At 66.4% G+C, this 26862-nt stretch carries 22 protein-coding genes; 12 read left to right on the top strand and 10 right to left on the bottom strand.

Features of this window, described 5'->3' with window-relative positions; genetic code table 11:
- The 8 genes from KK488_RS20365 to trxA form a co-directional block, all read left to right on the top strand.
- Window positions 1-140, top strand: a 140-nt coding sequence (locus KK488_RS20365) for an adenosylhomocysteinase (protein WP_214624511.1), incomplete at its 5' end; no start/stop codon positions are given.
- Window positions 141-242: 102 nt separating this feature from the next.
- Window positions 243-2594: a sensor histidine kinase gene (locus tag KK488_RS20370; protein WP_214625562.1), complete on the top strand. Its 2352-nt coding sequence runs from the start codon at window positions 243-245 to the stop codon at window positions 2592-2594.
- A 3-nt stretch (window positions 2595-2597) separates the two neighbouring features.
- Complete coding sequence (tsaE, locus tag KK488_RS20375; protein ID WP_349356945.1) at window positions 2598-3056, top strand: tRNA (adenosine(37)-N6)-threonylcarbamoyltransferase complex ATPase subunit type 1 TsaE; 459 nt, start codon at window positions 2598-2600, stop codon at window positions 3054-3056.
- Window positions 3053-4042, top strand: coding sequence for an aminoglycoside phosphotransferase family protein (locus KK488_RS20380; protein ID WP_214625627.1), 990 nt, complete (start codon window positions 3053-3055; stop codon window positions 4040-4042). Before tsaE ends, KK488_RS20380 begins: the two co-directional genes overlap by 4 nt.
- Window positions 4039-4764, top strand: a complete 726-nt coding sequence (locus tag KK488_RS20385; protein WP_214625563.1) for a nucleotidyltransferase family protein — start codon at window positions 4039-4041, stop codon at window positions 4762-4764. Before KK488_RS20380 ends, KK488_RS20385 begins: the two co-directional genes overlap by 4 nt.
- An 8-nt stretch (window positions 4765-4772) precedes the next feature.
- Window positions 4773-7769, top strand: a complete 2997-nt coding sequence (gene addB, locus KK488_RS20390) for a double-strand break repair protein AddB (RefSeq protein ID WP_214625564.1) — start codon at window positions 4773-4775, stop codon at window positions 7767-7769.
- Complete coding sequence (addA, locus tag KK488_RS20395) at window positions 7753-11250, top strand: double-strand break repair helicase AddA (RefSeq protein WP_214625565.1); 3498 nt, start codon at window positions 7753-7755, stop codon at window positions 11248-11250. Before addB ends, addA begins: the two co-directional genes overlap by 17 nt.
- Window positions 11251-11280: 30 nt before the next feature.
- Window positions 11281-11601: a thioredoxin TrxA gene (trxA, locus tag KK488_RS20400; protein ID WP_214625566.1), complete on the top strand. Its 321-nt coding sequence runs from the start codon at window positions 11281-11283 to the stop codon at window positions 11599-11601.
- 330 nt (window positions 11602-11931) lie between these two features.
- Here the strand turns inward: trxA and KK488_RS20405 are convergent, their stop codons facing one another.
- Together KK488_RS20405 and argJ are read right to left on the bottom strand one after the other, a co-directional pair.
- Entirely contained in the window at window positions 11932-12726 is a 795-nt protein-coding gene (locus tag KK488_RS20405; RefSeq protein ID WP_214625567.1) for an inositol monophosphatase family protein, read from the bottom strand.
- Between the two features lies 1 nt (window position 12727).
- Window positions 12728-13951: a bifunctional glutamate N-acetyltransferase/amino-acid acetyltransferase ArgJ gene (gene argJ / locus KK488_RS20410; protein WP_214625568.1), complete on the bottom strand. Its 1224-nt coding sequence runs from the start codon at window positions 13949-13951 to the stop codon at window positions 12728-12730.
- Between the two features lie 201 nt (window positions 13952-14152).
- Between argJ and KK488_RS20415 the strand changes: the two genes are divergently transcribed.
- The 3 genes from KK488_RS20415 (at window position 14153) to secA (ending at window position 17758) form a co-directional block, all read left to right on the top strand.
- Complete coding sequence (locus tag KK488_RS20415) at window positions 14153-14530, top strand: energy transducer TonB (RefSeq protein ID WP_214625569.1); 378 nt, start codon at window positions 14153-14155, stop codon at window positions 14528-14530.
- Between the two features lie 112 nt (window positions 14531-14642).
- Window positions 14643-14906 carry a hypothetical protein gene (locus tag KK488_RS20420; protein WP_214625570.1) on the top strand — a complete coding sequence of 88 codons (264 nt, stop codon included), beginning with the start codon at window positions 14643-14645 and terminating at the stop codon, window positions 14904-14906.
- A 113-nt stretch (window positions 14907-15019) separates the two neighbouring features.
- The gene (gene secA, locus KK488_RS20425) at window positions 15020-17758 is read left to right on the top strand and encodes a preprotein translocase subunit SecA (RefSeq protein ID WP_214625571.1); all 2739 of its coding nucleotides are present in this window, start codon (window positions 15020-15022) and stop codon (window positions 17756-17758) included.
- Window positions 17759-17893: 135 nt separating this feature from the next.
- On the opposite strand, the gene KK488_RS20430 is transcribed toward secA, so the two are convergent.
- From KK488_RS20430 to KK488_RS20465, 8 genes are all read right to left on the bottom strand, one after another.
- Window positions 17894-19174, bottom strand: a complete 1281-nt coding sequence (locus tag KK488_RS20430; protein WP_250890842.1) for an MFS transporter — start codon at window positions 19172-19174, stop codon at window positions 17894-17896.
- Window positions 19175-19629: 455 nt separating this feature from the next.
- Window positions 19630-20436 carry a TrmH family RNA methyltransferase gene (locus tag KK488_RS20435; RefSeq protein WP_214625572.1) on the bottom strand — a complete coding sequence of 269 codons (807 nt, stop codon included), beginning with the start codon at window positions 20434-20436 and terminating at the stop codon, window positions 19630-19632.
- A 166-nt stretch (window positions 20437-20602) separates the two neighbouring features.
- Window positions 20603-20887 carry an HPr family phosphocarrier protein gene (locus tag KK488_RS20440; RefSeq protein WP_214625573.1) on the bottom strand — a complete coding sequence of 95 codons (285 nt, stop codon included), beginning with the start codon at window positions 20885-20887 and terminating at the stop codon, window positions 20603-20605.
- Complete coding sequence (locus KK488_RS20445) at window positions 20884-21288, bottom strand: PTS sugar transporter subunit IIA (protein ID WP_214625574.1); 405 nt, start codon at window positions 21286-21288, stop codon at window positions 20884-20886. Before KK488_RS20445 ends, KK488_RS20440 begins: the two co-directional genes overlap by 4 nt.
- Window positions 21289-21293: 5 nt before the next feature.
- Window positions 21294-22241, bottom strand: coding sequence for an RNase adapter RapZ (gene rapZ, locus KK488_RS20450; protein WP_214625575.1), 948 nt, complete (start codon window positions 22239-22241; stop codon window positions 21294-21296).
- Window positions 22238-22663, bottom strand: a complete 426-nt coding sequence (locus tag KK488_RS20455; RefSeq protein WP_214625576.1) for an HPr kinase/phosphorylase — start codon at window positions 22661-22663, stop codon at window positions 22238-22240. Before KK488_RS20455 ends, rapZ begins: the two co-directional genes overlap by 4 nt.
- 4 nt (window positions 22664-22667) lie before the next feature.
- Window positions 22668-24266: an ATP-binding protein gene (locus KK488_RS20460; RefSeq protein WP_214625577.1), complete on the bottom strand. Its 1599-nt coding sequence runs from the start codon at window positions 24264-24266 to the stop codon at window positions 22668-22670.
- Entirely contained in the window at window positions 24235-24939 is a 705-nt protein-coding gene (locus KK488_RS20465; RefSeq protein WP_214625578.1) for a response regulator transcription factor, read from the bottom strand. Before KK488_RS20465 ends, KK488_RS20460 begins: the two co-directional genes overlap by 32 nt.
- Window positions 24940-25197: 258 nt before the next feature.
- Between KK488_RS20465 and KK488_RS20470 the strand changes: the two genes are divergently transcribed.
- Window positions 25198-26802 carry a phosphoenolpyruvate carboxykinase gene (locus KK488_RS20470; RefSeq protein WP_214625579.1) on the top strand — a complete coding sequence of 535 codons (1605 nt, stop codon included), beginning with the start codon at window positions 25198-25200 and terminating at the stop codon, window positions 26800-26802.
- The last annotated feature ends 60 nt before the right edge of the window (window positions 26803-26862 follow it).

Consider the following 26862-nt stretch of genomic DNA (forward strand, 5'->3'; position numbering starts at 1 on the left):
CCAAGCATCTCGACGAGAAGGTCGCCGCCCTCCACCTCGACAAGCTCGGGGTCAAGCTCTCCACCCTCACCGAGAAGCAGGCCGCCTATATCGGCGTCTCCACCAAGGGCCCCTTCAAGCCCGATCACTATCGGTATTGAGGTCGAAAACAGACCGATAGGCTGCATGAGGGCAGCGGTGCGTCGCACCGCTGCCCTTTTCGCTGCCTTGTGTCCCGCCGCATTGCCTCGTAATCCAGCGCGGTGACATCGCTTCCGCCGTTTTCCTTCGCCTTGATCGGAGGCTTGCTCGCCATATGGCTGGCGCTGTCGGCTTGGGCGCTCGTTTCGGGCCTCGCCCTGCGCCGCAGCTCGCAGCAGGCGCGCGGGCAGGCGGGGCGCCTCGCTGATCTGCTCCAGTCCGCGCCGGCCATTCCCATGCTCGTACGCGCCGATGGCCGGGTCGAAGCACCCGATCGACTGGCAAGCTGGCTTGGCCGTACCACCGTTCCGGCCTTTCTTTCCGAGCTGGTTTCCGAGGAAGGCGGCTTGGAGCCTGACCATGCGCGCGCGCTCGCGGCAGAGATCAAGGCAGCCCAGCGCGGCAGCCGCTCCTTCGCCTTGCCGGTCAGCGCCCAGGGATCGAGCCGCACATTGCTGGTGCGCGGCGGCCCGGCAGGGCCCGACCTGGCCAGTCCCGGCACGATCGTGCTGTGGATCTTCGATGCGACCGAGAGCCAGTCCCAGATCGAGGATCTGCGCGAACAGGTGACGCGCTATCGCGATGCCCTGGAAGCGCTCTCGGGCGTCATCGAGGCGGCGCCGATGCCCGTCTGGCACCGCACGCCGGACCAACGCCTCAGCCTCGTCAACACCGCTTATGTCCAGGCGGTCGACGCCCAGTCAGCCAGCCAGGTGATCGAGCAGGGCATCGAGCTGATCGAGGCGATCGACGGCCTTTCGCCCGGCGCATCGGCCGCCCGCGCGGCCGATGCCCAGACGCCGACCGCGCGCATGCTTCCGGTCACGATCGATGGGGCGCGGCGGCTGATGCGCATCGTCGACGTGCCGCTCGGGCCAGTCGGCGTCGCGGGCTATGCGATCGACATGCAGGAGCTGGAGGAGGTGCGCGCCGAGCTGCGTCACCTCGTTCAGGCGAATCGCGACATGCTCGACCGGCTCTCGGCCGGCGTGGTCCAGTTCGGCTCCAACCAGCTGCTCGAATTCTGCAACCAGCCGTTCCTCAGCATTTTCGGTCTGACGCCGGAGACGGCTTCGGCCGAGACCCATTTCGACCGTGTGCTGGACGCGATGCGCGATGCCGGTCTCGTCCCCGAGACGGCAGATTTCCCGGCCTGGCGTGCAGAGCGGCGGCAATGGTTCCAGTCGCCCAACGCACAGGAGGAGCATTGGCGGCTGCGCGATGGGGTCCATATGCGCGTCTATGCACAGCCGCTCCCCGATGGCGGCCTGCTGCTGATCTTCGAGGATCGCACCGAGCATGTGCAGCTCTCCAGTGCGCGCGACACGCTGCTGCGCGTTCGCACCGCGACGCTCGACAATCTGTTCGAGGCGATCGCGGTGTTCTCCTCCGACGGTCGCCTGCATCTGTGGAACAGCCGGTTCCGACAGATCTGGGCTGTGCAGGAGGTGATGCTCGCCACGCATCCGCGCGTCGACGAGTTGATGGCGGCGCTGGCCGACCGGCTTGCCCGGCCGCAGCAATCCAGCCTGGTCCACCAGCTCATTCGTGCCGCGACGGTCGAGCGCCGCCAGCGGGGCGGTCGTATCGCCTTCGCGGATGGGCGCTATTTCGAGTTTGCGGCGATTCCGCTGCCGGACGGCAATGCCCTGTTCGTCATGCTCGATATCAGCGACAGCCGCCGCATCGAGCAGGCGCTGCGCGACCGCAACGAGGCGCTGGAGGATGCCGATCGGGTCAAGACCGCGTTCGTTTCCAACATGAGCTATGAGTTGCGCACGCCGCTGACCTCGATCGTCGGCTTCGCCGAGATGATGCAGTCCGGGTATGCCGGCGAGCTTAGCGACCAGGCGCGCGAATATGTCGATGCGATCATCAGCAGCACGACGCGGCTCGCGCGGCTGATCGACAATGTGCTGGACCTGACGCAGGGCGCGGCGGGCGGCCTGCCGATCGAGCGCAAGCCGGTCGCGATCGAGCCGCTCATCCGCGCGGTCGCGGAGAAGTTCGAGCCGCGGGTGGCGGAGAGGAAGATTACTCTAGCGCTCTCGCTGCGACCCAATATCGGCGAGGTGAAGGGCGATGGGCGGCGCATCGAGCAGGCGATCGAGCATGTCGTCGACAATGCGGTGCGTTTCGTCAACGCCGGTGGCCGGGTGCTCATCCATGCCGAAGGCAGCCAGAAGGGAGTGCGCATCGTCGTCTCGGATGACGGTCCGGGCATCGAAAGCAAGGTGCAGGCGCGCCTGTTCGACAGCTTTGCGCGCTTCGGCCACAATGAGGAGGGTCAGGCCTCGGGCCTGGGCCTGCCGCTCGTGCGCCAGTTCGTCGAGGCGCATGAGGGCAGTGTGAGTCTCGTCTCGCAGCCGGGCGAAGGGACGATCGTGACCATCGATCTGCCGCGGGGCGATTGAGCGGTGGACACCGCGACGATCGGCCTCGCCAGTGCTGAGGCGACGGAAGCCGTCGGGCGCCGGGTCGCGGAGGTTCTGCGCGCTGGGGACGTGCTGACGCTCGAAGGTGGGCTGGGTGCCGGCAAGACCACGCTGGCGCGGGGATTGCTGCGCGGTCTGGGATTCGCGGATGATGCGCCGAGCCCGACCTTTGCGATCCTGCAGGGCTATGAGCCGCCGGAGGTCCGTCTGCCGCTTGCTCATGTCGATCTCTACCGGATCGAGGAACCCGGCGAGATCGAGGAACTGGGGCTTGATGAGTGGCTGGAAGGCGGCGCGCTGGTCATCGAATGGCCTGATCGGCTCGACGGACGCTATGGGCAGATTGCCCTCGGAATAAGGCTCGATGTGATGGCGGATGGAACCCGTCACTTGACAGCGCGCCTGCCCAAGTCTTGGGAAGCGCGATGGCCCTTCACATGATCCCGCCCGATGGCGCTCCCGCATTTCTCGAGGCCGCTGGCTGGGGGAAGGCGCAGATCCTGCCGCTCGCTGGCGATGCCTCGTTCCGGCGCTATTTCCGCGTGGTCGACGGGGACCGGCGGGCGGTCCTCATGGATGCGCCGCCGCCCGAGGAGGATCCGCGTCCGTTCATCGCGGTCGGCGAGTGGCTCTGCGCGCATGGCTTCGCCGCGCCCGCGATCCTGGCGCGCGATCTGGCGCAGGGGCTGGTGCTGCTGGAGGATTTCGGCGATGAGCGGCTGCGCGAGCATGTCGATGCCGCGCCCGAAGAGGAAATGACGCTCTACCGGCGCGGTGTCGATCTGCTGGTGGATCTCCACGAGCTTCCGGCGCTGGACAGCCTGCCGCCCTATGATCGCGCCGTCTATGATCGCGAGACCGGCCTTCTGACCGAATGGTTCGCGCCGGCGGCCGGGCTTGATGTCGATGTCGCCGGCTATGCCGCAGCCTGGGAGAAGGTGTTGCCGATCGCCGAGCAGGATGCCGCGCCGATCGTCTCGGTGCTGCGCGACTATCATGCCGAGAACATCATGCTGCTGCCCGACAACACCCGCTCGCATGGCCTGGGGCTGCTTGATTTCCAGGACGCGCTGGCGGGCCATCCCGCCTATGATCTTGTCTCGTTCCTGCAGGACGCGCGGCGCGACGTGAGCCCATCCGTCGAGCAGGCGATGCTGGCTCACTACCAATCGCGCGCGCGCGTCTCGTCGGACTTCGAAGCCGCTTATGCCGTGCTCGGTGCTCAGCGAAACGCCAAGATCATCGGTATCTTCACCCGCCTGTGGAAGCGGGATGGCAAGCCGCGCTATCTCGATTTTCTACCGCGCATGTGGGGCCTGCTGGAGCGCGACCTCGCGCATCCGGCGCTCGCGCCCGTCGCGGACTGGTTCGCCGCCAATGTGCCGGACGAGGCGCGCGGACCGTTGCGAGTAGAAGGCGTCCAATGACTCTCCGGCTCGACATCGCGATGCTGATGGCTGCGGGGCTCGGCAAGCGTATGCGCCCGCTGACGGTGACGCGCCCCAAGCCGCTGGTCAGGGTGGCGGGGCAGGCGTTGATCGACCATGCGCTCGACAAGGTCGAGGCGGCCGGCATCCGGCGTTCGATCATCAACGTCCATTATCTCGCTGACTCGATCGAGGCTCATCTGCAGGCCCGCGCGCGCCAGACCGGGGCTGACTATGTGATCTCCGACGAGCGCGGCAAACTGCTCGAGACTGGCGGCGGCCTCGTGAAGGCCCTGCCGCTGATCGGCGACAAGCCCTTTCTCTGCGTCAATGCCGATGTGCTTTGGGTGGATGGGCCGACTGATGCGATCAGCGCGCTCTGCGCGCGCTGGAATCCGGCCATCATGGATGCGCTGTTGCTGCTGATCCCCTTCGCCCGGGCCAATGGCTATCCCGGTCGCGGCGACTTCCACATGGACCCGCAAGGACGCATAAGCCGCCGAAAGTCGGGGCGGGTGGCGCCATTCGTCTATTGCAGCGTGCAGATCCTGTCGCCCAGGCTCATCGTCGATCCGCCGTCGGACATCTTCTCGACGGGAGTTTTCTGGGATCGCGCCATCGCCGCCGGCCGCGCCTATGGGTTGGCGCACACCGGCATGTGGTTCGACGTCGGGACGCCGCAGGCCATCCCGCTCGTCGAGGCCGCCATTGCCAGTGAGTGACGGGGCCAGTGGCTGAGCGCGCCGCACCCAAGCTCTATACGATCCCCGCGCACCGGGCCTTTTCGGATGCGCTCGCAGCCGGGCTGCTGGCGCAGCATGGCCGCGCCGAGGGCGGTCTGGCGCTTGCGCGTGGCATCGTGCTGTTGCCCAATAATCGCGCGATCCGCGCCGTGCGCGATGCCTTCGTGCGCGCATCGGGGACGGGCCTGCTGCTGCCCCGCCTGGTGCCTGTCGGTGATGTGGATCTCGACGAGACGCTCGGCAGCGCGCTTTCCCCGCTCGGTGCCGATGCAGCCATTCCGCCGGCGATCGCGCCGGCCGAGCGGCTGATGATCCTGACCCGCATGGTGCGCGACCGGCGGGCGCTCGCGGGGGACCGTCTCGAAATTGGCGAGGCGTGGCGGCTGGCGAACGCTTTCGCCAAGACGCTCGACCAGCTCACGGTCGAGCGCAAGGGACCGCACGACCTCAAGGCGCTGCAGCCGGAGGATCTCTCGGGCCACTGGCAGTCCGCGTTCGGTGAGTTCGAGGCGCTGGTCGAGCAATGGCAGCGTGAGCTGGCGGTGCGCGGCGTCATCGACATGGCCGAGCGGCGCAATCGGCTGCTCGATCATGTCGCCCGGCTGTGGCGGGAGACCCCGCCCGATCGCTTCGTGGTCGCGGCGGGCATCGTCACCAATGCGCCGGCAGTGGCGGGCCTTCTCAAGACGGTCGCCGGCCTGCCGCAGGGCATGGTGGTGCTGCCCGACCTCGATCTAAACCTGACCGACGAGCAATGGGACGCGATCGGCCCGGTGACGCCCCCCGAACCGGGGCGCGATCTGCCGCCGCCCGCGCAGGAATCGCACCCGCAGTTCGCGCTCAAGCTGCTGTTGGAGCGAATGGATGCGCATCGCGACGAGGTCGCGCTGTGGCGCTGGGGAAGCGAGCATGATGCACGGGCTGTGCGGGGGAAGGCGATCAGCAATGCGCTTCTTCCGCCGCTGCTGACCGACATCTGGCCGGACGTGCCGACCGCGCAGCGCAGTCTGAAGGATGTGCGCGCGATCGAGGCCGCCAATCCCGCAGAGGAAGCGCAGGCCATCGCCATCGCGCTGCGCGAGGCGATCGAGACGCCGGGGCGCACCGCCGCTTTGGTGACGCCTGATCGCGACCTCGCCACCCGCGTCTCCGCGCACTTGCGGCGCTGGGGCATCGATGCGGACGATTCCGCTGGCCGGCCACTCGCGCAGCTTCCGCCTGGCACCCTGCTGATCGCGCTTGCACAGGCGGCGGCGGAGCAGTTCGCCCCCGTGGCGCTGCTCGCGCTGCTCAAGCATCCGCTGGTAATGGCAGGCGACGCTCGGCTGCCCTGGTTGGAGCAGGTCCGCGCTCTCGACCTGTTGCTGCGCGGCCCCCGCCCGGCCGCTGGTTTGGCCGGGATCGCCGGCCTGCTCCGCGAGGAGGGAGAGCGGAGCGAGGCTCTGCGCTCGATGGTGCGGTCCTGGTGGCCCAGTGTCGCCGCCATGTTGGCGCCGATCGAAGCCGCTTTCGCAGGCGAGCGCCCGCTGGCCGACCTTTTTGCGGCGTTGCGCCAGGCGGCCTCGACACTGACCAACGAGCGCGTCTGGTCCGGGCATCAGGGGCACGACGCCGCGCGAACTTTCGCCGATGCGGAGGCTGCCGCTGTCCATGGCCCGGTGACGGCCGAGCCATCAGGATTCGTCGGTATGCTCGGCCAAATACTGGGCGCGGTCGCCATCCGTCCGCCGCAGGGCGGTCATCCGCGCCTGCAGATCCTTGGTCTGCTCGAAGCGCGGTTGCAGCAGGCCGATCTCATGATCCTTGCCGGTCTGAACGAGGGAGTTTGGCCGGGCCTGCCGTCGCCCGATCCATGGCTGGCGCCGCGCATCCGCCGCGCGCTCGGGTTGCCGGGGCTGGACTATCGCATCGGCCTGTCCGCCCATGATTTCGCCAATGGGCTCGGCGCGCCACAGGTCATTCTGTCGCGCGCCCGGCGGGATCGCAGCGCGCCGACTGTCGCTTCGCGCTTCTGGCTGCGCCTCAAGGCCATGACTGGTGAGCGCTGGGTCGCCGATCGCCGCCTGATCACCCTGGCCGGTGCGATCGACCGACCGGCCCACTCTGCACCCGCCTATCAGCCGCCTGCGCCATCGCCGCCGCGAGGCCTGCGCCCGGTCGAGATTGCTGTCACCGATGTCGACCGGTTGCGCGCCGATCCTTACGCTTTCTATGCCGCCAAGATCCTGCGCCTGTCCGCGCTGGAGCCGGTCGATGCCGATCCCGGCCCGGCCTGGCGGGGCACACGCGCGCACGACGTTCTGCAACGCTGGATGGAGGAAGGAAGCAGCGATCCCGCGTCTCTCGCGGCACTGGCGAGTGAGATGATCGGGCAGGCCGCAGGGCATCCCTTGCTCAAGGCATTGTGGCAGCCGCGCCTGTTGGCCGCGCTCGACTGGGTGGCGGAGGAGGTCAGTACGCAAGCGAAGACGGGACGCAGCGTTGCGTTTGGCGAGCAATGGGGCAAGATCGTGCGCGGCGGCGTCACCTTGCGAGGCAAGCCGGATCGGGTCGACCGGCTGCTCGATGGGTCTGTCGCGATCATCGACTACAAGAGCGGCTCCACCGCGACCGTCAATCAGGTGCGGGCCGGCTACTCGCTCCAGCTCGGCCTGCTCGGCCTGATCGCGCGGGAGGGCGGCTTCGAGGCAGTGGCGCGGGGCACGGCGGTCAGCGCTTTCGAATATTGGAAACTCAACAAGGACAGCAAGGGACAGTTCGGCCACAAGCGTGTGCTGACCGATCCAAAAGGCAGCTACAAGCGGATCGTGACGGAGGAGTTTCTGCCGCTCGTCGAGCGGTTCTTCGATGAGGCGGCCGCCGCATGGCTCACCGGGACCGAACCCTTCGCCGCGCGCCCGCACAGCGACGCGCCGGTCTTCACCGATTATGATCAGCTGATGCGGCTCGACGAATGGTTCGGACGAGGTGGAAGCCGTGGCTGACGGTCCGCTCAAGCCACTGACGCAAGATCAGGAGCATGCCTCCCGGCCTGATACGCATGTGTGGCTGAGCGCGTCGGCGGGGACGGGCAAGACGGCGGTGCTGTCCTCGCGCGTGCTGCGGCTGCTCCTGAACGGCGTGCCGCCGGAGCGCATCCTCTGCCTTACCTTCACCAAGGCGGGCGCTGCCGAGATGGCCGAGCGGGTCCACAGCCGCCTCGCGCACTGGGTGCAGATCAACCCGGCGGATCTGCGCAAGGAACTGTTCGCGCTCGGCGAGGACAATAGCGATGCCGCGATTGGCCGCGCGCGCCTGCTCTTTGCGCAGGTGCTGGACGCGACCGGCGGCGGCCTGCGCATCCAGACGATCCACAGCTTCTGCCAGTCGTTGCTTGCCGCCTTCCCGCTGGAGGCGGGGCTGGTGCCGGGCTTCGAGCCGCTCGACGAGCGCGGTCAGTCCGAGCTGTCACGCCGCGCCCTGATCGCGATGATCGAGACGGCGGAACGAGAGAGCGACGAGGCGGTGATAGCAGCGATCGAAATGCTGGCGCTGCGACTCGGCGAGGCGGGGACGCAGGATTATCTGGCGAAATGCGTGCCGGCCGGATCGCTGCTGGAGATCATCGAGGATATTCCGGCCTTCCTGCTGAGCTTCCTCAAATTGCCCGAGGGCGACGTCGAGGACGCGATTGCGGACTGGTGCGCCGATGAGATCTTCCCCATCGGTTCGCTGCGCGCCGTCGCGGCGGCCAACCGCGCATGGGGCGCGGCCTCCGGCATCGATTGTGCCGCGCGCATCGCCGGCTGGCTGGAAAGATCCGGTGCGGGCCGCGCCGGAGCGCTCGACGATCTGCTCGGTGTCCTCATGACCAAGGATGGTGAGGTCAAGAACCGCTCGCGGGACAAACTGCTCGCCGCCGAGCCGGACTATGTCGCGCTGGCGAGCGAATGCGGCGAGGCGATCAAGGCGCTGCTCGATCTGCGCCGGCAGGTCGCGTTCGCAAACGTCGCGGCGCAGGCACTCGTCGCCGGCCGCGCTTATGCCAGCGCCTATGCCAAGGCCAAGCGGCAGGCGGGCGCCGTCGATTTCGACGATCTGATCCGCCGCGCGAGCGAACTCCTGACCCGTCCCGGGATGGCCGACTGGATTCGCTACAAGCTCGATCAGCAGGTCGACCATATCCTCGTCGACGAGGCGCAGGACACCAACAAGTCGCAATGGGACATCGTCTGGTCGATCGTTGCCGAGTTCCTGCAAGTCGAGGATGACGGGTGGAACAAGTTGCGAACCTTGTTCGTGGTCGGTGACACCAAGCAGGCTATCTTCGGTTTTCAGGGCACCAGCCCAACGGCTTTCCTGGATGCCTTGCGAGATTTCCGGGGGGCGGTAGACGAGGCGGGCCATCCATTTGCCGAACTGCCCTTGTCCCTCAGCTTCCGTTCCATGCCGGCCGTCTTGGAGGTGGTCGATGCGGTGCTGGACGAGGTCGGTCATGCGCAGTTTGGCCTTGCTGAGCGTTCTGCGAGACACGAGAGCGCCCGGCGCCATCCCGGCAGCGTGACGATCCTGCCGCCAACCTCGCTCATCGCCGCGGAGAGCGACGAGGAAGGCGAGGGGGGCGAGGCGCCCGAGGAAAGCCCGACCGAGGGCGAGGAGGACTGGCTCGCCGATCATCAGCGCCGTCATGCAGAGAAGATCGCCCAGCTGGTCAAGGAGCTGATCGGCAAGCCGCTCGCCACCAAGGGACGAGATGCCACGCCCGGTGACGTCCTCATCCTGCTGCGCAGCCGTGGCGCACTCTCGCGGCTGATCGTGGCGCGGCTTTATGAGGCGGGGGTGCCGGTGGCGGGCGTCGACCGGTTGCGGCTGCAGGCGCCGCTTGCAGTGCGCGATCTGCTGGCGGCGCTGCGCTTCGCGGTGCAGCCGGAGGATGACCTCAACCTTGCCAATCTGCTGGTTTCGCCCCTGATCGGCTGGAGCCAGGACGATCTCATGAACCGGGCGATCCCGCGCAAGGGTTCGCTCTGGGGCCATCTGCGCGAGACGCTGCCCGTTCCGGATCAGGCCCCCTTGCGCGCCTTGCTGGCCTCGGCCGATTTCACCACGCCCTATCGCTATCTGGAAGCGATCCTCTCCGGCCCGATGGATGGCCGTCGCAAGCTGATCGCGCGGCTTGGTGCGGAAGCGCGCGACGCGATCGACGAGCTGGTCAATGCCGCTCTGGCTTTCGAGGCGGACGATCACCCTTCGTTGCAGCGCTTCATCGACTGGTTCGACCGGGGCGATGCCGACATCAAGCGCGAGCTGGGCGAGGGCGGGGACATGGTGCGCGTGATGACCGTCCATGGTGCCAAGGGACTGGAAGCGCCGATCGTCATCCTTGCTGATGCCGCCGCCGACCCGGCGATGAAGCCGCGCGCCCAGGCGATCGACCTGCCGGTCAGTGGCGCCAGCCTGCCGCTGATGCGCCCTGGCAAGGGCGAGGCCGGTGCGCAGATCGAGGCGGCAATGGAAGCCGCGAAGACTGCCGAGATGGAGGAGCATTGGCGGCTTCTCTACGTGGCGCTGACCCGGGCCGAGGAGCAACTTATCGTCACCGGCGCGCTCGGCAGCCGCGCCAAGGGCGTGCCGCCCGAGCTCAGCTGGTATCAGGCGGTGGACCGGGCGATGCGCCGGATGGGCGCGGAGCCTGTGGCGGTGCCGAGTTGGGGCGATGCCGAGGGGCGTCGTTGGCTGGGGCCGCAGGGTCTGGCGTCGGTGAAGCAGACGGCGGTTCAGGCGATTGAGTCCGGACCGTCGGCGGAAGAGCTGCCCGCCTGGCTCCGCGCCCCTGCTCCGGCCGAAGCGCGCCCGCCACGTCCGCTCGCGCCCTCGGCATCGGTCGAGGATGATGTGCCCAATCCGCCGCCCGACGCCGCCATGCGGGCCGCCGCCGAGCGTGGGCGGCTGCTCCATATCCTCTTTGAACGCCTGCCCGACCTTGCGCCCGCCGCACGGGCCGAGGCAGCCGAGCATTGGCTCGCCGGCCCGGGTGGTGTCGGGGATCCCGCCTTGCGCCGCGACCTTATTGGACATGTGAGTGCGGTATTGGATGATCCCGCCAACGCCGCCCTGTTCGGCCCGGACGCTCTTGCCGAAGCGCCGATCGCGGCGGTGGTCGAAGGGCAGGTGATCGCCGGCACGGTTGACCGGCTGCTCGTCACCGAGGCGGCAATCCATGTCGTCGACTTCAAGACCGGCCGCGCGATCCCGACCGATGCCGATGGCCTGCCGCTCTCCCATGTCCGGCAGATGGCCGCCTATGCCGCCGCGCTGGGCGAGATCTTTCCGGGGCACCCGATCCGGGCGAGTCTGCTCTACACTGCAGGGCCGAGACTTATCGACGTGCCGACCACCCTGCTTGCGCTGCACAAGCCCCGCTTGGGGCAAGGTGAGCAGTTCTTGTCACCCGGCGGCCTTGAGACCGGCGCGCTCGTCCCCTAGATTGCGTTTCACGAACAAGGAGTTTGTACCATGAGCACCAAGGCGATTTCCGACGCGAGCTTTCACGAGGACGTGATTTCGTCCGATCAGCCGGTGCTGGTCGATTTCTGGGCAGAATGGTGCGGTCCCTGCAAGATGATTGGCCCGGCGCTGGAGGAAATCAGCGAGGAACTGGCGGGCAAGGTGACGATCGCGAAGCTCAACATTGACGATCATCCCGATGCCCCGGCCCGTTACGGCGTGCGTGGCATCCCCACGATGATCCTCTTCAAGAATGGCGAGCCGGCCGCGACCAAGGTCGGCGCCGCTCCCAAGAGCGCCCTCAAGGGCTGGCTGGAAAGCTCGCTCTGACGCGGATTTGACCGGCCGGGTTGCCGGGATGGCATGTGCAGTGAAGATACGGCCTCTCCGCGACCTGCGGGAGAGGCCGTTTTCCTTTGGTTTTGCCGCGAAACTTCTCGAACTTCACACATAGGACGCATAGCGATTCAGGCAAAAGTCAGGACGAGGGCCGAAACGGTCCTTCGAGATTTCCATAGATTTTGACGGGGAGACAGAGCCGCGCGCAACTGCGGCATGCGCCGGGCTGTGTAGGACAGAGCTGGAGTCTGTTGATATCGATCGGCGGGAAAGTGCTCCCGCGAAAGCAGGAGCACTTATTCCATCTGACCCGAACCAGTTCTAGCCGTAGAGGATCGCCGCGCCTACGTCCCACATGGCGGGGGAGGAGGCCGCGAGCATGCCCTTGCGGTCCTGATCGGGCCGATAGGCGCTCCCGTCCGGGCGGGCGACGCGGCCGCCCGCCTCGTTGACGAACAACACGCCTGGCGCATGATCCCAGGCCAGAGTGCGCTCGAACAAGGCAATGTCATGCTGGCCGAGGACGATGCGCGGATATTGCTCGGCGGCGCAGCGCGGGATCGGCGCCATCGTCAGCTTGCCTTCGGCGCGGTCGATCATGCCCTGCCGCCGGTCGGGATCGACGAACAGCAGCGAGAGTCCCGCAATCGGCAGCGGTGCTCCGCTCTCACGGGCATGCACGCGGTCACCGTCGATCGTCGCGCCCTTGCCGAGCGCGGCATGGCAGAGGCGCCCCGTGATCGGATCGAGCATCCAGCTCGCCTGCGTCTCGCCGCCGTCGACCAGCGCGATCATGATACCGAAAGGGGGATTTCCAGAGGCGAAATTGCTTGTTCCATCAATGGGATCGATCAGCCAGTTGAGGCCGCTGCTGAGCTTGTTGATCAGCCCCGGATCGGCCGCACAGGCTTCCTCGCCGATCAGACCAGCTTCGGGCAGCAGCCGCGCCAATCCCTCATTGAGCCGCGCCTCGCTCTCCTTGTCGGCGATGGTCACCTGCTCGCCGGCGCTCTTTTCCTCGACCTCGTGCGCGGCGAGGTTGCGGAAGCGCGGCATGATCACCTCGGCGGCGACCTGCCGCATGAGATCGGCGACGGATCGGGTGAGCGCGTCCATCTCAGCTGCGATAATCGGCGTTGATCGAGATGTAGCCATGCGTCAGGTCGCAGGTCCACACCGTGGCACGGCCCTCGCCAAGGCCGAGATCGACGCCGATGCGGATGTCCTGCCCCTTGAGGTGCGCTGTGATCGGCGCCTCGTCATAGCTGTCGACGGCAAGGCCTGCCTGCGCCACCCATTTGTCGGCGAAGCGGATGGCGAGCTTGTCGCGGTCGGCTGGCTCCCCGGCCTTGCCGACCGCCATGACGACGCGGCCCCAATTGGCATCCTCGCCGGCGATAGCGGTCTTGACGAGCGGCGAATTGGCGACCGAGAGGCCGATCTTGCGCGCGCTCGCGTCGCTGACCGCGCCTGTCACCTCGATCTCGATGAACTTCTGTGCGCCCTCGCCATCGCGCACGACGAGATGGGCGAGTTGCAGGCAGATGTCGTCAAGCGCGGCCTGGAAGGCGTCCGCGCCGGGGTCGTCCATGCTGACAAGAGGCACGTTGCCAGCCTTGCCGGTGGCGAAGACGAGAACGGTGTCGCTGGTCGATGTGTCGCTGTCGACGGTGATGCAGGAGAAGCTGCGCTTGTTGGCCGCGCTCAGCATTTGCTGGAGCAGGGCGGGGGCGATCGCCGCGTCGGTGAAGATATAGCCGAGCATGGTCGCCATGTCCGGCGCGATCATGCCGGAACCCTTGATGATGCCGGCGAGCTGGACTTTGGTGCCGCCGATCATCGCGCTGCTCGTCGCGCCCTTCGCAAAGGTGTCGGTCGTGCCGATCGTCTCCGCAGCCGTCTCCCAACTGCACGGCTCGGCGGCGAGCGCGGCGGCGACGCCCTCGCGCGCCTTGTCCTTGGGCAGCGGGACACCGATGACGCCCGTCGAGCTGACGAACACGTCGGACGGTGTGCAGCCCAGATGCGCGGCGACCTGATCACAGATCTGCTCGACCGCCTCGCGACCCCGGAAGCCGGTGAAGGCATTGCTGTTGCCGGCATTGACGACGAGCGCGCGCGCCTTACCCAGCGCCGCGCTCTCGCGGCCCATCTCGACCTCGGTCGAGCAGCAGACGTTGCGCGTGAAGACGCCCGCGACGGTCGTGCCTTCGCTCAGCTCCACATAGGTCAGATCGCAGCGGTCCCACGTCTTGTAATGCGCGCGCGCCACGCGCGGCGTCACGCCGGATATGGCCGGCAGGGCAGGGAAGGGGCGGGCGAGGGGCGAGACATCGGTCATGAGCGCGCGCTTAGCGCATCGCGCGCGGCGATCAAACAGGTTACGGCTTCCAGCGGTGGCAGGGCGGCCCAATTTGCGCGCCCGGGGGGAAGGGAAATGTCTCAAAAAGATGGCGATACCCTGCTTGCGCCGCTGGGGCTCATTTTCATCGGTATCGGTATCGCATTCGTCTTGGAGCGCGCCTGGGCCGGATTTCGCGACATGGAATCTTCGGCAAGATGGACCGAGCGCCAGCAGGAATCGGCCATCACGCCCGGAAAGCCACCCGTCTTGCCGACGCCGCCGGGCGGAACGCCGGCGAGCCCGGCCGACGCCGCGCTCTGGATCAGCAACGATGACTATCCCGAAGAGGCTCTTGAGAACGACTGGCAGGGCCGGGTGTCGATCGGCTGGGTCATCGGGCCCCATGGCAAGGTCGAGGATTGTTACGTCGTCGAGAGCAGTGGCCATTCGGTGCTGGACGAGGCCGCCTGCCGCGCCATCAAGCGGAAGGGCCATTATGAGCCGGCGCACGATGTCAATGGATTGGCGATCCGAGCCACGGATAGACGGCGTGTGATCTGGCGACTTCCGGACTGATCGGCGTCGCGCCCATTCCCGTCCCGTTAATAGTGAATGGCATAGACGAACCGCGCGGCGCATCTTATGGGATGCGCGTCTCATCGGCGAAGGTTCTCCGCGCTTGCAATTGATGATCCTCCTTTCCGCGCTTCTGGCGTCTCTGACCGGGCTGGTGTCCGGCGAGCGGCCGGCCGAGCGCGCGCAGGTGGAGCTCAGCGCCGTTGCCGCAGTCGTCGAGACGGGTCAGGCGGCGGCGATCGCGCGGGTTCGTCGCCCCGCATTGCCCGCGCCGGCGTTCGGCGCGGTGCTGCTGCTTGGCGTTTTGGCGCTCATCGTGGCGCCTGCCCGCAGCGGCCGCGCCCTGCTTTGCCTGAAGCAGAGCTGGCGCCACTGAGCCGCTGACCGGGCCGCGCTCGCGCGGTTCGATGCCCTTTCCAGCGCGCGGTTTCGTGTGCCCGCTTCCGGCCGCGATGCCGGCTCCAAGCCCCAGATTACAGGAACAGTCTCATGTTCAACGCTCTCGCCAAGACCATTTTCGGATCGTCGAACGATCGCTACGTCAAATCCCTCAAGAAGACCGTCGATCAGATCGCGGCGTTCGAGCCGACCATTTCGGCGATGAGTGACGAGGAGCTGGCCAACCAGACCGTCAAGTTCCGTGCGCGCCTCGCCGATGGCGCCAATCTCGACGATCTGCTGCCCGAGGCCTTTGCCACCGTGCGCGAGGCGGCCAAGCGCACGCTCGGCCAGCGCCACTATGACGTGCAGATGATCGGCGGTATCGTGCTCCATCGCGGCGAGATTGCCGAGATGCGCACCGGCGAGGGCAAGACGCTGGTCGCCACGCTCGCGACCTATCTGAACGCGCTGGAGGGCAAGGGTGTTCACGTCGTCACCGTGAACGACTATCTCGCCGCGCGCGACTGCGAGTGGATGGGGCGAGTCTATCGCTTCCTCGGCATGACGACCGGCACCATCGTGCCCAATCTCTCCGAGGAGGAGCGCCGCGCGGCCTATAATGCCGACATCACCTACGCGACCAACAACGAGCTCGGCTTCGACTATCTGCGCGACAACATGAAATATGAGCGCGAGCAGATGGTGCAGCGCCCCTTCAACTACGCGATCGTCGATGAGGTGGACTCGATCCTGATCGACGAGGCGCGCACGCCGCTGATCATTTCCGGCCCGACTGACGACAAGTCGGAGATGTACATGGCCGTCGACGTGCTGGTGAAGCAACTCGTCGAAGAGGATTACGAGAAGGACGAGAAGCAGCGCTCGATCGTGCTGACCGAGGACGGCACCGAACGCGTGGAGCGGATGCTGGAAGATGCGGGGCTGCTGCAGGGCAGCAATCTCTACGACTTCGAGAATACGCAGGTCGTGCACCACGTGAATCAGGCGCTGCGCGCCGTGTTCATGTTCCGTCGCGACATCGACTATATCGTCAAGGACGAGAAGGTCATCATCATCGACGAGTTCACCGGCCGCATGATGGATGGCCGCCGCTGGTCGGACGGCCTGCATCAGGCGGTCGAGGCCAAGGAAGGCGTCAACATCGAGCCGGAGAACCAGACGCTCGCCTCGATCACCTTCCAGAATTATTTCCGCATGTATCCCAAGATCTCGGGCATGACCGGCACGGCCTCGACCGAGGCGGCGGAATTCTACGACATCTACAAGATGAACGTGGTGACGATCCCGACCAACCTCCCGATCCAGCGGCAGGACGACGAGGATCTCTTCTACAAGAGCCTCGAGGATAAGTTCAAAGGCATTGCGAAGACGATCGCCGAGCATGCCGCCAAGGGCCAGCCGGTGCTGGTCGGTACGGTGTCGATCGAGAAGTCCGAGATGCTGTCCGAGTTCCTCAAGCAGGAGAAGGTGCCGCACAGCGTCCTCAACGCGCGCTTCCACGAGCAGGAAGCGCATATCGTGGCGCAGGCCGGGCGGCTCGGCCGCGTGACGATCGCGACCAACATGGCCGGCCGCGGCACCGACATTCAGCTGGGCGGCAATCTCGACTTCCGCATCAATGACGAGCTGTCGGGCATGGCGGAAGGGCCGGAGAAGGATGCGGCGATCGAGCGCATCCGCGCCGAGATCGCGGCCGAGCGGCAGGCGGTGCTGGACGCCGGCGGCCTGTTCGTGCTCGGCACCGAACGGCACGAGAGCCGCCGCATCGACAATCAGTTGCGCGGCCGTTCGGGTCGTCAGGGCGATCCCGGCCTCAGCCGCTTCTATCTCAGCCTCGACGACGACCTGCTGCGCATCTTCGGGCCGGACACGCTGTTTGCCCGCATGATGCGCTCCAGCCTGGAGGATGGCGAGGCGCTGCCTCCGTCCAAGTGGATGAGCAAGGCGATCGAGACCGCGCAGAAGAAGGTCGAGCAGCGCAACTACGACATCCGCAAGCAGGTCGTCGAATATGACGACGTGATGAACGATCAGCGCAAGGTCATCTACGAGCAGCGCAGCGAGATCATGGATTCGGAGACGGTCAACGATGTCGTCACCGACATGCGCCACGAGACGATCAACGCCATCGTCGGCGAGCATTGCCCGCCGGGCACCTATCCCGAGCAATGGAATGTCGCCGCGCTCAAGGAGGAGCTGGAGCGCGTCACCGGCCTGAAGCCGATGATCGATGCCTGGCTGCACGAGGATCATGTCGATCCGGAGATTTTCGTCGAGCGCATCGTCGCCCAGTCGGACGAGGCGCTGGCCGAGAAGATCGGCGATCTGAAGCCCGAGACCTGGACGCAGATCGAGAAGAGCATTCTCCTGCAGAATCTCGATCATCACTGGAAGGAGCATCTCTCGACGCTCGATGCGCTGCGCCAGGTCGTGCACCTGCGCGCCTATGCGCAGAAGACGCCGATCAACGAGTATAAGCAGGAGGCGTTCGCGTTGTTCCAGCGCATGCTGGACAGCGTCCGTGAGGACGTCACCAACACGATCAGCCATGTCCAGTTCCAGATGGATGCGGCCCCGCCGCCGCTGCCCGATCTGCCGAGCTTCCTCACCAGCCATGTCGATCCGTTCACCGGCGAGGACGACACCAACGATCGCGACTTCGGATCGGACGGCCTGATCAGCACGACCATCCCGCGTCTGGCGACGGCCCGGCCGGCGGCGGATGGCGCGGCCAATCCCTATGCGGACGAAACGATCAGCCGTAATGCGCCGTGCCCGTGCGGATCGGGCGAGAAGTACAAGCATTGCCACGGGGCTTTGGCCTGACGGAAGCCGTCATCCCAGCGCAAGCTGGGAGCTCGTCCGGCCGTTATGCTCGCTTCCGCACGAGACCCCAGCGTTGACCTTCGGTCGCCCTTCGGGTCGCTGGGGTGACGGAGAGGCATGGGATAACGGTCCTGCTCAGTCCCGCGCGATCCAGACCAGCCCGATCAGGCTGATCGCGCCGGCGGCCGAGAGGTAGAGCCCGACCGCGCCGATGCCGTAGCCCGTCACCAGGAACTGCGCGACGATCGGCGCCAGTGCGCCGCCGATAATGCCGCCGATGTTGAAGGCGAAGGAGGCCCCCGAATAGCGCACGCGCGGCGGGAACAGGGCGGTCAGCCACTCGCCGAGCGGGCCGTAGGTGAAGCCCATGATGAACAAAGAGACGGCGAGGACCATGAACAGCATGCCCGGCTCGGCGGGATCGAAGCCGGCGCCGAAGAGGAACCCGAGCGGGATGGTCGCAGCGCAGCCGGCAATCAGCATCTTGCGCGCCGATTGCCTGTCCGACGCCCATCCCGAGAGGATGATGCCGAGCGCCATCATCAAGATCGCGGCGAGCTGGATCTCCAGCACAAGGGTGCGCGGCATCTTGAGCGAGGCGGTCGCATAGCCGAGCGCAAAGGCGGTGCAGATGTAGAAGAGCGCGAAGCAGGTGACGGCGCCCAGCGTGCCGGCAATGGTGCCCCGCAGATGGCGGGACAGCAGCTCGGCGAGCGGCACGGCCGGCGGTGCCTCCGCTTCCAGCGCGGCGCGAAACTCCGGCGTTTCTCCTAGCTTCAGGCGCACCCAGAGACCCACGATGACCAGCAGCGCACTCGCCACGAACGGCAGGCGCCAGCCCCAGGCGACGAAATCCGCGTCCGACAGAAACAGGCCGAGCAGTAGGAACAGACCGTTGGCGGCGACGAAGCCCAGCGGTGCGCCGAGCTGCGGCATCATGCCGAACCGCGCGCGCCAGCCGGGCGGCGCATTCTCGACCGCCAGCAGCGCCGCGCCGCCCCACTCGCCGCCGAGGCCGAAGCCTTGGCCGAAGCGCAGGATGCAGAGCAGCAGCGGCGCCACCCAGCCGATCATCGCATAGGTGGGCAGGAAGGCGATGAGGAAGGTCGATCCGCCCATCAGCATCAGCGAGGCGACGAGGGTCGATTTGCGGCCGATGCGGTCGCCATAATGGCCGAACACTGCGGCGCCGAGCGGCCGCGCGACGAAGGCGAGGGCGATGGTCGCGAAGGAGGCGAGGAGCTGCGCGGTCGGGGAACTGCTCGGGAAGAACAGCGGCCCGAAGATCAAGCTCGCCGCCGTGGCGTAGATGTAGAAATCGTAGAACTCGATGGTGGTGCCCGCGAGGCTCGCGACGAGCACGCGGCGATGCTTCACCATTGTCGCAATGCCCCCCGGCATCGCGTTGTCACCCATGTTTGCACGCATCTTAACCCCGATCCTCCCCGCCCGCCCTTTGACACGTCAATAGGCTGGCGGGAAGTCCGGTTTGCGGCATCGATCAAAAAGAGCAGCTGATCGAATCCGTCGATCAGGGGTGTCAAAGGTCACCAAAGTCACACTATCGGCACAATGTTTCACTCGCGAAACCGCCATTCCCTGTATGGTCTGACCGAGTGGGTTGATTGATCACCGGTCCACTGCTCAGCCCGACGAGCCTGCATCAGAAGCGGTCGTGTAGGACAGGCTTTTCTGCCAGGCGCGCGGCATTTGACTGGGGGGTGGGGGGGGGGCGATATCGCCCCGGAGGTGAGGTTAAGCCCCGTAGAAGGAGAAGGGCGTCGGTCTTTAACGAGGGGAGAGGGGGAAGAGGGAGCATTCTCGGCCCCCACCAGATTGACTATCCGAGCGGCCAAACTTGTCCCGCCGCGCTAGCCGCCCCGCCGCATCTGGTTGAGCACCTCATAGGCCATGACCGCGCCGGCGACCGAGGCGTTGAGGCTGTCGGCCCGGCCCATCATCGGCATCTTGACGAGCAGGTCGCAGGCCGCCTCATAGTCTCCCGGCAATCCCCGCGCCTCGTTGCCGATCAACAGGAAGGTCGGCGCCGTGTAGCTCGGCGCCTGATAATCGAACTCGGTGTTGAGGCTGGTGCCGACGAGCTGGCCCGGCCCTGCGCGCAGCCAGGCGAGGAAATCCGGCCACTCCGCCTGCACGACATGCTGGGTGAACAGGGCGCCCATCGAGGCGCGCACCGTCTCCACCGAGAAGGGATCGACGCAATCGTCGACCAGGATCACGCCGCCCGCGCCGACTGCGTCGCCGATGCGCATGAGGGTGCCGAGATTGCCGGGATCGCGCATCGCCTGCGCCACGAACCAGATCGGCGCGGCGCTGCGGTCGAGATCGGCGAGGGGCGTGAGGCGGTCGCGATAGACGCCGACCACCGCCTGGGCATTGTCCTTGCCCGAGATCTTGCCGAGAATGTCCGGGCTGGTGAAGATCACGTCGCCGCCGGCCGCCTCGACCGCGTCGATCAGCACCTGCGCGAGGGGGTGGGGCGGGGTGCCGGTCGCCAGGAACAGCATTTCGGGCAGGATACCGCTGTCGCGCGCTTCGGTCAGGATGCGCAGGCCCTCGGCGAGGAACAGCCCCTCGCGCTTGCGCAGCTTCTTCTCGCGCAGGCCGCGCACGCGCTTGATGAGCGGATTGGAAAAGCCGGTGATCTCGCGTGGCATGGATCAGGAACCTATCGTCGGAAATAATCCCGTTCGTTTCGAGCTGAGGTTCGAGCTTGTCGAGAACCGGAGTCGAGAAAGCCGTTCTCGACAGCCGTCTCGACTTCGCTCGACAGCCGCTCGAACCGAACGGTTGTCGGAATTCCCGCAGAGGAGCACTTGAGCCCTATTCCTCGCCGAAGCGGTCTTCGACCAGCTCCGTCATGGCGTTCAGGGCGCTTTCGGCGCCATCGCCCGTGGCCGAGATGGTGATGTCGTCGCCCATCGCGGCGCCGAGCATCATCAGGCCCATGATCGAGGTGCCGACGACCTCCGTATCCTGGCCGTCCTTGCGCACGGTGATCGTGGCGGTGAGGCCGCTCGCCATCGTTACGAACTTGGCGCTGGCGCGGGCGTGGAGGCCGCGCTTGTTGGTGATGCGTACGGTCTTGCTGTGGATGGCCTCGCTCAAGGCGCATCTCCCAGCAGCTCGGAGGCGACGCTGATATATTTCTTGCCGGCCTCCCGCGCGGCGGCGACGGCCTGGGTCACGCTCATCGTGCGGCGCGCGCTCTCGAGGCGGATCAGCATCGGCAGGTTGATGCCGGCGATGACCTCGATGCGGCCGGCATCGAGCAGGGAAATAGCGAGATTCGAGGGCGTGCCGCCGAACAGATCGGTCAGCAGGATGACGCCGGAACCGTCATTCACGCGTTCGACCGCCGCGGCGATGTCCGCCCGGCGTGCTTCCATGTCGTCATCGGGACCGATGCAAACGGTCTCGATCGCTTCCTGCGGCCCGACGACATGTTCCATGGCGATTCGAAATTCGGTCGCCAGCCCGCCGTGAGTCACGAGCACCAGTCCAATCATGATGCCTAAACGCCCCGCCCTTCATTACCATTTCGATCGCTCTGGCGCCGGTTCTCATAGGCGTCTAGCTGCGTTGATTCCAGATTGCGGTGCGCGATGGTGGGCGAAAAGCCAGCCGCACGCAAGCGCATAGCAATCTCCTCCGTGACACAGACCGACCGATGCCGCCCGCCGGTGCATCCGAAGGCGATGGTCACATAGGCTTTGCCATCCTCGCTGTAGCGCGGCAGGATCGTGATCAGCAGTGCCTCGATCTGGCCGACCGCCTTGTCGAACAAGGGATCGGCCATGACATGGGCACGTACCTCGGGGTCAAGGCCGGTGAGGTCACGCAGCGATTCGTCCCAATAGGGATTCTGCAGGAAGCGCATGTCGAACATGAGATCGGCATCGCGCGGTACGCCGCGCGAAAAGCCGAAGCTCAGCAAGGTCAACGTCGATTCGAAGCTCTGGGCGAAGCGCTGGCGGATCGCCTGTTGCAGCGCATTGCTGGTAAGGTCGCTGCTGTCGATGACATGTTCGGCAGCGCGACGCAGCGGCTCCATCAGCTCGCGCTCGCGAGCGATGCCGTCCGCTGCGGGGCGGTCGAGCGCCAGCGGATGGCGGCGGCGCGTCTCGGCATAGCGTCGCTCGAGCACCGAGCCCGAGCAATCGAGAAACAGGATCTCGACGCGATATTCCTTGCGCTGGCGCAGCGTGGCGATCACCGCCAGGATCGCTTCGGCGTCGAACCCGCGCGTGCGGCTGTCGACGCCAAACGCGAGCGGGCGCTCCTCGCGGGCGTCGTGCCCTTCGGGCGCGGGCGCGGCCAGCAGGCGATCGAGCAGCATCAGCGGGAGATTGTCGACCGTCTCCCAGCCGGCATCCTCCAGGGTCTTGAGGCTGGTCGACTTGCCCGCGCCGGAAAGGCCGGTGACGATCAGGATCGACTTGGGCGAGCGCGCATTGCTCATCGATTGAGAACCTCGCGCAAGGCGCATTCCGCCTTGATCGGGGCGGATGCCTCGCGGCCGGCCAGCGCCACGAGCGGCACGGCAATGCCGGCGAGCATGATCGTGAGATGCGGGTCGGGCATGCGGGGCGGATCATCTTCCAGTCTGATCGCCAGCTTCGCCGGCACATCATCGACATGCGGCATGGCGACAATGCCTAGGTGACGGATTTCCATAGTCTGCGCAATATTCACAGGCGCGCTTAACAGGAGCTGGCCGTCCCGCTGCGTGACAATCGTATAGTCGTCGCTGATCAGGCGCGCGCCGCGATCGATCAGGCGCAGGGCGAGGTCGGACTTGCCCGATCCGCTCGGCCCCATGATCAGCACGCCGTGACCCTCGATCGCGACGCTGGTGGCGTGAACGGTTTCTCTGCCGGACATCGCGTCAGGTTCCGGGCGCATTGTCAGGACGCGGCATCGCGAGGGGCAGGGTGAAGACGAAGCGGCCGCCAGGTTTGCCATCCGGCCGGTCTTCCACCCACACGGTGCCGTGATGGCCGGCGAGAATGTCGCGCGCGATGGCGAGGCCGAGACCGCTATGCTTGCCGAACCCGTCCCGCTCTGGCCGGACGCTGTGGAAGCGACGGAAGATCGATTCGCGCTCGGCTTCAGGCACACCAGGCCCGTCATCCTCGATCGCCACCAGCGCCCGGTCGCTGCCCGCCTCGACCGTCAGGCGCACGCGCCCGCCTTCCGGCGAGAAGGAGCGGGCATTGTCGACCAGATTCTCCACGACCCGGGCGAGCTTCTGCGGATCGCCCATCACATGGACGGCGCCGCGCCCCGGGCCGGCATAAGAGAATTTGATGGTTGGCGCGCCTTCGCGCGGAGCCTGGCTGCGCGCGATCCGGCCGATCATGCGGCCAAGATCGATCGGCTCGAAAGGCGTGCGCGACAGCTGGGCATCGATGCGCGAGGCTTCGGCAATGTCGGTGACCAGCCGGTCGAGCCGGCGCACATCGTCCTGCGCGATGTCGAGCAGCCTGGCGCGCAGGCCCGCGTCCTCGATCTTGCCGAGGCCCTCCAGCGCGGAGCGCAGCGAGGCGATCGGATTCTTGAGCTCGTGGCTCACATCAGCGGCGAAGGCGTCGGTCGCGTCGATGCGCTGGCGCAGCGCCTGACTCATGTCGGAAATGGCGCGGGCGAGCATGCCGATCTCGTCGCGTCGCTCGGGCAGGCGCGGCACGATGACCTCGCGCGCCCGGCCCAGCCGCACGCGCACCGCCGCCCGCGCCAGCCGTCGCAAGGGCAGCACGATGGTCCGGGCGAGGAACAGCGAGAGCAGCACCGAAGCGATGATCGCCGCCGCCAGGACGAGGCCGATGCGGACCCGTTCGGCGCGCACGATCTCGGTGATGTCGCGCGCGTTGGCGGTGGCGAGCAGGACGCTGTGCGGACCGAGCGGCCGCGCGGCGCTCAGGAACGGCGTGCGATCCGGCGCGAAGCGATAGGTGACGGTGGGCGTGTGCCGTGCGATCGCCTCGCGCGCCTCCTGCCAATTGCCCAGCCGGTCATCCAGCGGTTCCTGCAGATAGGGCGGTGTATTGGCCAGGGCGATGGTCTCCACGACCTTGTCCAGGAAACGGGCGAGCTTGATATGGATCGGGTCCGCGTCGGGATCCCGCAATTCATAGGTCGGTTTGGCCAGCGCGAAGCTGTCCGCCACTTTGTGTCCCGCCACGTCATAGATGCGCAGGCGCAGACCGGTCGCCTCGGCCGAGCGCGCGAGCAGCCGCGGGCGATCCCGGTTCGGCGCGATCTCGATGGCGGTGGCGACCAGCGCTGCCTCGCGCTCGATGGTCGCGAGCCGCCCGTCGATCAGGCGCGCGCGATAGCTGTCGAGATAGAAGAAGCCGCCGGCCAGGATCGCGAGCGCGAAGATGTTGACCGCGAGGATGCGCCGGGTGAGCGAGATGCGGGTGGTCCACTCGCCGCTGCTCGCCTGGCGCTCCTCACTCCTCGTTGAAACGGTATCCGGCGCCATAGAGCGTGTCGATCGCGTTGAAATCCGGCGCCACGTCGCGGAACTTGCGGCGTAGGCGCTTGATGTGGCTGTCGATGGTGCGGTCATCGACATAGATGTCGTCCTGATAGGCGGCATCCATGAGCTGGTTGCGCGTCTTGACGATGCCGGGCCGCTGGGCGAGCGCTTCGAGGATCATGAACTCGGTGACGGTGAGAGCAACATCCCTGCCGTCCCACAGCACCCGATGGCGCGCCGGGTCCATGCTCAGGCGCCCGCGCGCGATCGTCTCGGGCAGCTCGTCGCTTGCCGCCTCGGGGGTCTCGGCCAGCGCCGCGCGGCGCAGCAGGGCGCGAATCCGCGCGATCAGCAGCCGCTGCGAGAAGGGCTTGGCGATATAGTCGTCGGCGCCCATCGCGAAGCCGAGCGCCTCGTCCAGCTCATCGGTCTTCGAGGTCAGGAAGATGAAGGGCAGGCTGCTCTTCTCGCGCAGGCGCCGCAGCAGTTCGACGCCGTCGAGATTGGGCATCTTGATGTCGCAGACGACGAGATCGGGCGGATTGTCGATCAAAGCGGGGAGAGCGGCGGCGCCGTCCGAATAGAGCCGCGTCACAAAACCTTCCGCAATCAGCGCGATGCTGAGCGACGAGAGAATGTTGCGGTCGTCGTCGACCAGGGCGATCGAGGCGCTCATCGAGCCTTTGCGTCAGCCTGTGTTGCGGGAACGTCCCGACTAGACGAAGCGCTTATGGTGCGCAACAATTGCCCGGTCGGTCGATGCCGCCTGATTGAGGCGGTGCGTACCCGGACTGTCCCAATGCGTGGCACTGCAACATGGTATCTGGTTTGACGCTGACCGGCCAAACGCTTATGCGCAGATGACTAGGACAATTTATGGACAGGCCCGGTCGCAGGACGATGCGGGTGATCGTCGATGATTTAGGAGACAAGTGTGCAGGCGCGATCTTCCTACGGCTTGGATAAACAGGGTATTTCGACTTCCGCAGAGGTGAAGTGGAACCTCCTCACGGCGCCTCTGGCCGAGGAAGCCGTGCGCAACGGCGAGGGCCTGTTGTCCAAGGACGGCCCGCTTGTCGTCGCAACCGGCAAGCACACCGGCCGCAGCGCCAAGGACAAGTTCATCGTTCTCGACGAGACCACGAAGGACACGATCGGCTGGGGCGAGACCAATGTCGCGATGACGCCTGCGCATTTCGCGGCGCTCAAAGCTGATTTCTTCGCGGCCCTGGCCGAGAAGAAGGCGCTCTATGTCGCCGACCTCTATGGCGGATCGCAAGCCGAGCACCGCGTGAATGTCCGCGTCATCAATGAACTGGCCTGGCACAATCTCTTCGTTCGCACGCTGCTCGTCCGTCCCGAGGCCTATGCGCTGGCTGATTTCGTGCCCGATTACACGATCATCGACCTGCCCAGCTTCCGTGCCGATCCAGCCAGGCACGGCTGCCGCTCGGAGACGATCATCGCAGTCAATTTCACCGAAAAGCTGATCCTGATCGGCGGCACGGCCTATGCGGGTGAGATGAAGAAGTCGGTCTTCTCCATTCTCAACTATCTGCTGCCGGCCAAGGGCATCATGCCGATGCACTGCTCGGCCAATATCGGTCCCGATGGCGACACAGCCGTGTTCTTCGGCCTCTCCGGCACCGGCAAGACGACGCTCTCGGCCGACGCCAGCCGCACCCTGATCGGCGATGACGAGCATGGCTGGTCCGACACGGCCGTCTTCAACTTCGAGGGCGGCTGCTACGCCAAGATGATCCGACTCTCGGCCGAGGCCGAGCCGGAGATTCACGCAACGACCAAGCGCTTCGGCACCGTTCTGGAAAATGTCGTGATCGATCCGCATACGCGCGAGATCGACCTCGACGACGACAGCCTGGCCGAAAACAGCCGCGGCTCCTATCCGATCGACTTCATCCCCAATGCCTCGGAAAAGAATCTGGGCCCGGTGCCCCAGAATATCATCTTCCTGACGGCCGATGCCTATGGCGTGCTGCCGCCGATCGCACGTCTCTCGCCGGATCAGGCCATGTATCACTTCCTCTCGGGCTATACCGCGCGCGTCGCGGGCACCGAGATCGGCGTGACGGAACCGCAGGCGACCTTCTCCACCTGTTTCGGCGCGCCGTTCATGCCTCGTCCGCCCAGCGTCTACGGCAACCTGCTGAAGGAGCGTATCGCCAAGGGCGGCGTGAAATGCTGGCTGGTCAATACCGGCTGGACGGGTGGCAAGGCGACCGATCCGGGCATCAAGCGCATGCCGATCAAGGTGACGCGCGCGCTGCTCAACGCCGCGCTCGATGGAAGCCTCAACAATGCCGAGTTCCGCATCGATCCGAATTTCGGCTTCGAGGTTCCGGTGGCTGTCGAGGGCATCGATCCCAAGCTGCTGGATCCGCGTGAAGCATGGGTGGGCGACAAGGCCGGCTATGACGCAACGGCCGCCGAGCTGGTGCGCAAGTTCGTCACCAACTTCGCCCAGTTCGAGAAGGACGTGGATGCGTCCGTGCGCGAAGTGATGACCGTCGCGGCCTGATCGCGCACTCACGGAGTATCAAGAAACCGAAATGGCGGCCGCTCCAGATGGAGCGGCCGC

The sequence above is a fragment of the Sphingobium nicotianae genome (assembly GCF_018603885.1).
GTDB classification, from domain to species: domain Bacteria; phylum Pseudomonadota; class Alphaproteobacteria; order Sphingomonadales; family Sphingomonadaceae; genus Sphingobium; species Sphingobium nicotianae.

Coding starts and splice junctions, on each gene's coding strand:
- KK488_RS20465 (WP_214625578.1), bottom strand. CDS start 24,939: ATGAGCGCCTCGATCGCCCTGGTCGACGACGACCGCAACATTCTCTCG.
- KK488_RS20415 (WP_214625569.1), top strand. CDS start 14,153: ATGGAATCTTCGGCAAGATGGACCGAGCGCCAGCAGGAATCGGCCATC.
- argJ (WP_214625568.1), bottom strand. CDS start 13,951: ATGACCGATGTCTCGCCCCTCGCCCGCCCCTTCCCTGCCCTGCCGGCC.
- KK488_RS20460 (WP_214625577.1), bottom strand. CDS start 24,266: ATGGCGCCGGATACCGTTTCAACGAGGAGTGAGGAGCGCCAGGCGAGC.
- KK488_RS20420 (WP_214625570.1), top strand. CDS start 14,643: ATGATCCTCCTTTCCGCGCTTCTGGCGTCTCTGACCGGGCTGGTGTCC.
- KK488_RS20445 (WP_214625574.1), bottom strand. CDS start 21,288: ATGATTGGACTGGTGCTCGTGACTCACGGCGGGCTGGCGACCGAATTT.
- KK488_RS20455 (WP_214625576.1), bottom strand. CDS start 22,663: ATGTCCGGCAGAGAAACCGTTCACGCCACCAGCGTCGCGATCGAGGGT.
- trxA (WP_214625566.1), top strand. CDS start 11,281: ATGAGCACCAAGGCGATTTCCGACGCGAGCTTTCACGAGGACGTGATT.
- KK488_RS20385 (WP_214625563.1), top strand. CDS start 4,039: ATGACTCTCCGGCTCGACATCGCGATGCTGATGGCTGCGGGGCTCGGC.
- rapZ (WP_214625575.1), bottom strand. CDS start 22,241: ATGAGCAATGCGCGCTCGCCCAAGTCGATCCTGATCGTCACCGGCCTT.
- KK488_RS20380 (WP_214625627.1), top strand. CDS start 3,053: ATGATCCCGCCCGATGGCGCTCCCGCATTTCTCGAGGCCGCTGGCTGG.
- KK488_RS20435 (WP_214625572.1), bottom strand. CDS start 20,436: ATGCCACGCGAGATCACCGGCTTTTCCAATCCGCTCATCAAGCGCGTG.
- secA (WP_214625571.1), top strand. CDS start 15,020: ATGTTCAACGCTCTCGCCAAGACCATTTTCGGATCGTCGAACGATCGC.
- KK488_RS20430 (WP_250890842.1), bottom strand. CDS start 19,174: ATGGGTGACAACGCGATGCCGGGGGGCATTGCGACAATGGTGAAGCAT.
- KK488_RS20405 (WP_214625567.1), bottom strand. CDS start 12,726: ATGGACGCGCTCACCCGATCCGTCGCCGATCTCATGCGGCAGGTCGCC.